Origin of the sequence: Limimaricola litoreus (assembly GCF_024159025.1) — a bacterium.
In the GTDB taxonomy this organism is placed as follows: Bacteria; Pseudomonadota; Alphaproteobacteria; order Rhodobacterales; family Rhodobacteraceae; genus Limimaricola; species Limimaricola litoreus.
Map to the genome: position 1 here is coordinate 1 of NZ_JAMYXC010000148.1, position 745 is coordinate 745.

General features: G+C 71.1%; 1 protein-coding gene. It reads right to left on the reverse strand.

Annotated elements, in window-relative coordinates; all coding sequences use genetic code 11:
• Positions 1-745, reverse strand: a 745-nt coding sequence (locus NHG85_RS09870) for a mannitol dehydrogenase family protein (RefSeq protein WP_253331944.1), incomplete at both ends; no start/stop codon positions are given.

Sequence of the window (745 nt, forward strand, 5' to 3'; positions counted from 1 at the left end):
CCGTGCAATAGCGCGCCCAGGCGGCGGTGGCGAAGGCGAAGGGGCGCAGATCCCGCCCCGCTTGCTGCGCGTCCCAGGCCGGGCCGAAGATCCGCTGCGGCAGCTTCTGGCTGCCGTCCATCGCGATCTGGTAGGTCTCATGTGCGATCGCCGGGTTGGCAAAGCGCGCGGCCAACTCCGCGCCGTAGGCGGCAAGGTCGATCCCGGGCAATGGTCCGAGCGTCCGCGCCGCCGCCGCGATGTGCCGCCGCACCAGCGCGGCAAGGGCGGCGCTGGCCATCGCGTCGCGCACCAGCGTGTGCCCGGCGACGAAACCGGCATAGGCGATCAGCGAATGCGCGCCGTTGAGCATGCGCAGCTTCATCCGCTCGAAGGGCGCGACATCCTCGACGAAGATCGCGCCGCCCGCTTCCCAATCCGGGCGGCCCTGCGGGAAACGATCCTCGATCACCCACTGACAGAAGGGTTCGGTCTCGATCGCGGCGGCATCCTCATAGCCTGTCAGGCGTCGGGCGAGCGCGCGCGTATCATCGGTCGCGGCCGGCGTGATGCGGTCGACCATGGAGGAGGGAAAGGCCACCTCGGCGGAGATCCAGTCGGCAAACTCCGGATCGACGCGGCGGGCAAAGCCCAGCACGCCACCGCGCAGCAGCGCGCCGTTCTCGGGCAGGTTGTCGCAGCACAGCACGGTGAAGGGCGCGCGTCCCGCCCCGCGCCGCCGTCGCAGCGCCTCGACCAGAAGGCC